The sequence below is a fragment of the Actinopolyspora mortivallis genome (assembly GCF_003001495.1).
Taxonomy (GTDB): domain Bacteria; phylum Actinomycetota; class Actinomycetes; order Mycobacteriales; family Pseudonocardiaceae; genus Actinopolyspora; species Actinopolyspora mortivallis_A.
Genome location: NZ_PVSR01000007.1, coordinates 116658 through 122985 on the forward strand (window position 1 = coordinate 116658; position 6328 = coordinate 122985).

6 protein-coding genes and 1 pseudogene are annotated in these 6328 nt (G+C 69.7%); 2 read left to right on the forward strand and 5 right to left on the reverse strand.

What is annotated here, in order from left to right; all coding sequences use genetic code 11:
• Window positions 1-151: 151 nt before the first annotated feature.
• Window positions 152-433 carry a metal-sensitive transcriptional regulator gene (locus CEP50_RS07645; RefSeq protein ID WP_019854103.1) on the reverse strand — a complete coding sequence of 94 codons (282 nt, stop codon included), beginning with the start codon at window positions 431-433 and terminating at the stop codon, window positions 152-154.
• A gap of 367 nt (window positions 434-800) precedes the next feature.
• Between CEP50_RS07645 and CEP50_RS07650 the strand changes: the two genes are divergently transcribed.
• Window positions 801-1709 carry a cation diffusion facilitator family transporter gene (locus CEP50_RS07650; protein ID WP_106113233.1) on the forward strand — a complete coding sequence of 303 codons (909 nt, stop codon included), beginning with the start codon at window positions 801-803 and terminating at the stop codon, window positions 1707-1709.
• Between the two features lie 145 nt (window positions 1710-1854).
• The gene (locus CEP50_RS20080; RefSeq protein ID WP_181188262.1) at window positions 1855-2007 is read left to right on the forward strand and encodes a hypothetical protein; all 153 of its coding nucleotides are present in this window, start codon (window positions 1855-1857) and stop codon (window positions 2005-2007) included.
• A gap of 114 nt (window positions 2008-2121) precedes the next feature.
• Here CEP50_RS20080 and CEP50_RS07655 read toward each other — a convergent pair whose 3' ends face one another.
• The 4 genes and pseudogenes from CEP50_RS07655 to CEP50_RS07670 form a co-directional block, all read right to left on the reverse strand.
• Window positions 2122-2433 (reverse strand): hypothetical protein, encoded by a 312-nt coding sequence (locus tag CEP50_RS07655; protein WP_106113234.1) that lies wholly within the window; start codon window positions 2431-2433, stop codon window positions 2122-2124.
• Between the two features lie 204 nt (window positions 2434-2637).
• Window positions 2638-4050: an NADH-quinone oxidoreductase subunit N gene (locus tag CEP50_RS07660; protein ID WP_106113235.1), complete on the reverse strand. Its 1413-nt coding sequence runs from the start codon at window positions 4048-4050 to the stop codon at window positions 2638-2640.
• Window positions 4050-5558, reverse strand: coding sequence for a complex I subunit 4 family protein (locus tag CEP50_RS07665; RefSeq protein ID WP_106113236.1), 1509 nt, complete (start codon window positions 5556-5558; stop codon window positions 4050-4052). Before CEP50_RS07665 ends, CEP50_RS07660 begins: the two co-directional genes overlap by 1 nt.
• Before the next feature lie 3 nt (window positions 5559-5561).
• Window positions 5562-6328: pseudogene (locus CEP50_RS07670) on the reverse strand (NADH-quinone oxidoreductase subunit L); the annotation flags it as partial.

Here is a 6328-nt window from a genome sequence, read left to right on the forward strand (position 1 = left end):
GAACCGTCACCCTCCCGGTGTCCGCGCGGCGCGGACCCCTCCGGAGGGCCTACCCGACCCCACCACGGGAGTGGGGCACCGGAGGGGGGTAGTCACCGGGAGGCGCACTCGAAACGGTCGTCACCGGAACGCATCCGGCGGACTCAGTGGCTCACGAACGGACCAGGCGCGCGATCGCGTCACTGGCCTCCCGGACCTTCTCGTCGGCGTCCTGACCACCCTCGGTCAGGGCCTCGGCGACACAGTGCTTGAGGTGCTCGTCGAGCAGACCGAGAGAGACAGCCTGCAGCCCCTTGGTGGCCGCCGAGATCTGGGTCAGCACGTCGATGCAGTACTCGTCGTTCTCGATCATGCGAGCCAGCCCTCGGACCTGCCCCTCGATACGCCGCAGCCGCTTGAGGTAGTCCTCCTTGTCCTGCGTGTACCCGCGCATCTCACACTCCCATCACCCGCTCGACGGTCCGGCACCCACGCCACCCGGGGCGACACCCGCGAACACGCGCCGAGCCACCCCGGAGGCTCCCTTCCATCATACGGTAGGGGGGTAAGGGGCTTAGTGAAAAGCGGAACACGGAGGACAAGCGCCTCACCCCTCCCCGTGTGCCGCCCGAACGAAGACCTCCCCGGCGACGAAGGACCGGCCCACATCAGCCGACACCTTGCACCAATAAGCGAATGTTTATATATTCACCGCCGAACGGATGCGTACGTATTGATGAATTGGAGCCTCCCCGGTGCACCCGCGAGAGTCGGACTCCCCCACGACACAGCACGGCCACAGCCACGGTCACACTCACGGGGTGAGCCCCCACGCCGACAGGAAAAAACTGCTCCTCGCCCTGCTCCTGCTGGGCGGATTCATGGTCGGCGAGACCGTGGCGGCTCTCCTGGCCAACTCGCTGGCACTGCTCTCGGACGCCGCACACATGCTCAGTGACACGGCCTCGATCGCCTTCGCCCTGATCGCCATGACACTGAGCACCTGGGGCAGCTTCGGCTCCTACACCTTCGGTCTCAAGCGCTCGGGAACGCTGGCCGCCGCGGTCAACGGCCTCACACTCACCGCACTCGGCGGCTACCTCGGCTACGAAGGCATCACCCGACTGATTGACCCACCCGAGGTGGGAGGACTCACCGTGCTGGTGGTGGGAAGCATCGGCGTCCTGGTGAACCTGCTCGCCACCTGGATCCTGGCGAAGGCCAACCGGGACAGCCTCAACATCGAGGGGGCCTTCCAGCACGTGCTCAACGACCTCTACGCCTTCCTCGGCACCACGGTCTCGGGCGTGCTCGTGTTGACCACGGGATTCATGCGCGCCGACGGACTGGCCGCGCTGGTGGTCGCGGCCCTGATGCTCAAGTCCGGACTCGCGCTGGTCGCCGAGTCCGCGCGGGTCTTCCTCCAGGCGGCCCCCAGGGGCCTCGATCCGGCCGAGATCCGGTCCGAGCTACTCTCCGACCCCAGGGTCACCGGTATCGGTGATCTGCACGTCTGGGAGATCACCTCCGGTTTCCCGGCGCTCTCGGCCCACGTGGTCGTCCACGACCACTGTGACCCCGACTCCGTCCGGAAACACCTGAGCGAACTGCTGGACGAACGGTTCGACATCGAGCACACCACGATCGAGGTCGCCCGCTCCTCCACCGCCCCCGCCGCCGAGCGGATCGCCTCGCGCGGCTGCCCCCCGCTGCGGGAAACCTCCCGGTAGTGGCACTCGGCAGCGCATCCGTCCCACCCCGGCCGGCGACGGGTTCCCGAGGAACACGGGAGTCCGAGGTTTGGCACCGCACCGTCGTCGGGAACCCACCGGACAACATCCCGCCACAGCCGACCGTTGGAGTGGAGTGATCGAGATGCGCCGCTCGTCGAATCCGCGAGAGCAGTACACCGCGGAGGAGGAGCGCCGGGAGATGCGAACCCCGACACCGTCTGCCGACGAGATCCGTGCGGAGTTCGACGAGGAGGAGGCGGAGCGGGACACCGTCATCACGCTCGGGTACAACTGAACCGTCGACAGGTGGCCGTTGCGCCGGACAGGTCGACCCCTCGGTCGACCCCGACACCGGCGGGAACCCGTTCCGCTCCCGAAAGCACCACAGGGCCACGGTGGCCCGCGCTGACTAACGGCCGCCGATGAGCAGTCGGCCGCGTTCCTGTTCCTCCGGAACCCTGCCCTCCAGGATCCGGCACAGCCGGGACCGCCCGGTGGCCGGCGACAGACACTCCAGCCCGATCGCCCTGGCCCGAGCCAGCCAGTGTCCCTGCTCCGGAGTGCAGTTGCCGTCGAGCACGTCCTCGTCGGCGATCACGTACCGCACTTCCGGGTCCACTCCCCCGACGAGCCGGAAACCGACCCGCCGCGCCCAGTCACGAAACCTCTCCAACTCGGCGGAGTCACCTATCAGCAGGAGTTTCGTCGCGGTGAAGGGCATGGCCGCTCCCTGTGTCGATCGTCCGAAACGCGCGGGGAATCGTGTGTGGGCGTTGTCGGTGCCGGAGTCGTCGAAACCGGGCCGAGGGGAGAACCGACACCCCGACCGGCCCGCTACCACCGCATTACCCGTCGCGGAGGGCCGGCAAACCCGCGTGGGCACCGGACTGGGACGGCAGGGCGATCCGCCCGGCATGTCCGCGGTTCAGGGCAACACCGGCCCGTTCAACAGCGGCAGGAACAGCCCGGCACCGATTCCGGCCAGCAGGGACACCGAGGCCGCGATCCCACCGCCGAGAGCCGCCCGCCCTCCGGCGGGAACCGGACCGCCGTCCCGGACGGACACCGCCGGCAGGAACACGGGAACGAGCCAACGCAGGTAGTAGAAGAGGCTGATCACGGTGTTGACCACGGCGACCACGGCCAACCACCCGTACCCACCGTCCACGGCCGCCAGGAACACTCGCAGTTTGCCGAGGAAAACCGCTGTGGGGGGTGTTCCCACCAGCCCCAGCAGGCACACGAGCAGTACCACGGCCGCGCCCGGCCGCCATCGGGCCAGCCCCCGGTAGTCCCGGGGTGTCTCGGCGTGCGGAAAGCGGCACACCATGGCGAAAGCCCCGAGGTTGGTCACCGCGTAGGCGAGCAGATAGTACAGCAGCGCCGGTCCGGCGAACTCGCTCTCGACGGCCACCGTCACTGCCAGCAGCAGATACCCGACCTGACTGATGGTGGAGTAGGCCAACAACCCCCGCACTGTCGGCTGGTTCAGCGCGGCGAGGTTGCCGAGCGTCATGGCCGCGGTGGCCAGGACCGCGAACAGCACCGGCCATCCGCCATCCGCCGGAAACACCCCGTCCACCAGGCGGAACAGGGCCACCAGTCCACCGACCTTCGGCAGGGTGGTCACGAGGGCGGCCACGGCCGCGTCCGCTCCCCTGGTCACGTCGGGGATCCAGAACTGGGTGGGCACCGCCCCGGCCTTGAACAGCAACCCGGCCAGCAGGGCCACCGCCGCGACCGCGACCACACCCGGTGGGGCCGTGGGCAGAGTACGGGCGAGCACCGCGTAACCGGTGGACCGTCCCACCCCGTAGAGCAGGGTCGCCCCCGCGATCATGACGACCCCGAACAACGCCCCCAGCAGGTAGTACTTCAACGCGGCCTCCGTTCCCACGGGGTCCCTGCGGAACCCCGCCAGGGCGTACAGGGGGATCGAGGCGAGCAGATAGCCCGCCACCAGCAGGGACAGATCCGTGGCACCGAGCAGCACGAGCGTGCCCAACGCCCCGAGCTGCACGAGCACGTGGAACTCGCTCTCCCTGGGGTGGGAACGCACCGACTCCGCCGACAGCAGGATCACCAGCAGGGTGCCGCCCAGCACCACCACCCGACCCGTCTGCGTGGCGACGTCCACCGCGTAGCTACCCCCGAAGACCGGATGGGGAAGTGGTGGTGCCGCGAACACCGCGGCCAGCCCGAACAGACAGGCCAGTACCGCCATCAGCCGCACCGGCCACTGGTGTCGCAGCGGCAGCCAGGAGCCCAGCAGCAGCCCGAGCACGGCCCCCGTGGCCAGGGCCGTCTCAGGCAGCAGTGCGGTGAATCCGGACTCCATCAACCGATCGCCCCGACGAGGTGGACGGCTCCGGATTCGATGGGGGCGAGCAGCCAGCGGGGCAGCGTCCCGATCAGCAGGGCCGCACCGAGCAGCGGAAGCATCGCCGTCAGTTCGTTCGCGCGCAGGTCGGTGACGTCGTGGGAGGCCCCCGTGGGGCGGGGAGGGATCGGAGGTCGTTCACCGAGGCAGATCCGGTGCAGCGCACGCAGCAGCAACGCGGCGGTGACCAGGATGCCCGGCAGCGCCAGGGCCGCGGCGAGGGGTGCGGTGGCCAGCGCTCCGGCGAGGATCTGGAACTCGGCGACGAACCCGGAGAACCCCGGTATCCCGAACGAGGCGAACACCGTCACGGCCATGACACCGGCGAACACCGGCGCGGGCCCGGCCAGCCCGGAGTACTGGCCCATGGCGTGGGTTCCTCCCCGCGCGTGCAGCGCTCCCGCGAGCAGGAACAGCACCCCGGTGAGCAGACCGTGGCTGACCATCTGGGTGACGGCCCCGGTCACGGCCAGCACACGAGCCTGCTCGGCCGAGCCGACGGCCAACCCCACCGACCCCAGGGCGAGGATCACGTAGCCCATGTGGTTGACCGAGGTGTAGGCGACCATGCGTTTGAAGTCCTCCTGGGCGAAGGCGACCAGGGCCCCGTAGAGGACCGAGACCACCCCCAAAAGCACCACCAGCCAGGCGTACTCGTTCCAGGCCCGGGGAAGCAGGGGCATGGCGATCCGCACGAACCCGTAGGTGCCCATCTTCAACAGCACTCCGGCAAGGATCACCGAACCGACGGCGGGCGCGTCCGTGTGCGCGGGGGGCATCCAGGTGTGGAGAGGAAAGACCGGCGTCTTGATCAACAACCCCGCCCCGATCGCCCCCAGCACCAGCGCGCCGAACACGCCCCGTCCCGACAGCGGGGTGGCCCGGGCGAGTTCGACGATGTCGAAGGTGTGCGGCTCGGCGGCCAGGTAGAGGCCGAGGAACCCCAGCAGCAGCGCCAGCGAACCGAGGAACGTGTACAGGAAGAACTTCAGGGCCGAGGGCCCGGCGTTGCCGCCGCCCCAGCCGGCTATCACGAAGTACATCCCCACGATGGACAGGTCGAAGTAGACGAAGAAGAGGATCAGGTCCAGCGCGGTGAACAGTCCGAGACAGCACGTCTGCAGGAACAGGAACAGCAGGACGAATCCCTTGACACCGCGCGTGCGGTGCACCGAGTGGACCGCACAGGCCAGGAACAGCACGGAGGTGACCCCCACCAGTGGCAGGGACAGCCCGTCCACGCCGACGTGGTACCCCACCCCCGCCCCGGGGATCCAGGGCACCCGCTGCTCGAACGTGAGGCCCGCGCTCGCCCCGTGAACCAGCCACACCACGAGGACCAGCAGCGCGTCGGTCGCCGCCGCGCACACCCATCCCACCGTGAACACCCGCGGGGAGACGGTGGAGGGAAGCGGAGCCAACGCCGCCGCCACCGCCAGCGGAAGGAACACCACCAGGCTCAGCACGGGTCACCTCACCACCAGCAGCAACAGCGCCAGAACGAGGAGCGCGACCACGGCCTGGGCGTAGTACTGGTGCAGCAGGCCGGTCTGTGCCCGCCGGGCCGCCCGTCCGAGACCGCCCACAAGGGCGGACAGCGTCTCCACCCCTCCGTTCAACGGGCGCTCGACCGCCCGTTCGAGCACACGTGCCGACCGGGTCCCAGCCCGGGCCATCGCGTGCACACCACGGTCGAGCACCCGGTCGTCGAACGTCGCCAGCGCGGTGGCGAGCGCGGCCACCGCACGTACGGGCAGCCGGGCCAGCGGGGTTCCGAACACCCCCCAGCGGCGCAACCCGGAACGGATCCTGGCGGGAACGAGTGGCGGAGACCACCCCCACCACCAGACCACCCCGGCCGTGACCACCGCGAGCGCGGCGGAGACCGCTCCTTCCGCCGGAGCGGGAACGGCCGGGGCGGAAACACCGATCACGTGGGAAAGGCGCTCGGCCGTCCACGGCAGGGTGAGGACTCCGAGCACGGCCGCCGCTCCGGACAACAGGCCCGGGGCAGGGATCGCGCGTCCCGGTGGGAGACCTCCCCCGGATTCGGTCCCCTGCCGCACGACGGGCGGCCCACCCGGCGGGGATGTCAGCACCAGCCGGGCGGTTTTGACCCCGTAGACCGTGGCCAGTGCCGCCGCTGCCGTTCCGAGGGAGTACAGCGCCGTGTCGTGTTCGCCGAGCCCGGCCAGGATCCCGTCCTTGGTCGCCCACAACGACAGCGGAGGCAGGC